The sequence below is a fragment of the Mesorhizobium sp. M2A.F.Ca.ET.037.01.1.1 genome, assembly GCF_003998075.1.
Classification (GTDB): domain Bacteria; phylum Pseudomonadota; class Alphaproteobacteria; order Rhizobiales; family Rhizobiaceae; genus Mesorhizobium.
Genome location: NZ_RZSA01001461.1, coordinates 1 through 1,097 on the forward strand (window position 1 = coordinate 1; position 1,097 = coordinate 1,097).

Consider the following 1,097-nt stretch of genomic DNA (forward strand, 5'->3'; position numbering starts at 1 on the left):
GACAGCCCCAGCGGCACAGCTAGTATCAGTGCTACTAAGGTTGCAGCGATTGCGAGGGTGATTGTCGGCTCGGCTCGATCCAGGATGAGATTCAGTACAGGCTGTCCCGAGAAGAGCGATACCCCGAGATCGCCCTGCAACGTGTTTCTCAACCAGAGGATATACCGGGAGACGACCGGGGCATCGAGTTGAAGCCGCTCTCGAATAGCCTCTATCTGGGCGGGCGACGCATAGTCGCCCGCCAGCGCAACCGCTGGATCGCCCGGACTTAGATATGTCAACCCAAATATGACTGCGGTGACCACTCCGACAACCGGAATGACGGAAAGAACACGGGTGATCAGGTATCTAATCATACTGGCCTCGTAAGCCCGAACTGTGATGCTGTTAGTTGTTCTTTCGGCGCACGTTCCAGAAATAGAAAACCGGTACATCTGCGTCGAAGCCTTCGATTTCGGCCCGACGGATGACAGGTGATGAAGTTTCTCCGGTCAGCACGAACGGTAGGTATTCCGATGCGCGCTTCTGCAAGTCGAACGTAACAGCCTCTTTTTCGGCATCACTGGTCGCGCTCACAAATGCGTCCCTCAGTTTTTCGATCTCCTCGTCACATGGCCAACCGAACCAGGCGTCGTCGCAGCTGGCGGCAAGGTGCAGAAGCGTAATCGGTGACGAAGCGCCTAATGCGTCCATGCTCGACGCCATCAGATTCCAACCCCCCTCCGCGACCGGAGCTTTCGACGTCCGCCGCGACTGCAACGTCGACCAATCCATGGATTGCAGATCGACCTGTGCGCCGATCCTTCGCAACTGCTGAGCCAAATACAGTGTGCTAGTGTGATAGGCAGCGAAATCGGTTGGTGAGAGGATCACGATGGGCTGCCCGTCGTAGCCAGCTTCTGCCAGCAATTGTTTTGCCTTGTCAAAATCGGGTTCCCCCCGATGTCCGGAATAAGCCGCCTCATCTCCATAAAGGCTGCCGCAGGCCAAGATAGCGTAGCACTCCCGCCACAATTCCGAACCGCTAATAAGGGAACCGACCTCCTTTTGGTCGATGAGATAGGTAAGCGCTTCGCGTGCCTTGACGTTGTTGAACG

General features: G+C 56.2%; 2 protein-coding genes. Both read right to left on the reverse strand.

Features of this window, described 5'->3' with window-relative positions:
• Nucleotides 1–356: ABC transporter permease (locus tag EOA27_RS37575; RefSeq protein ID WP_145970871.1), on the reverse strand; the 356-nt coding region annotated here is incomplete at its 3' end.
• A gap of 31 nt (nt 357–387) precedes the next feature.
• Nucleotides 388–1,097: ABC transporter substrate-binding protein (locus tag EOA27_RS37580; protein WP_245491352.1), on the reverse strand; the 710-nt coding region annotated here is incomplete at its 5' end.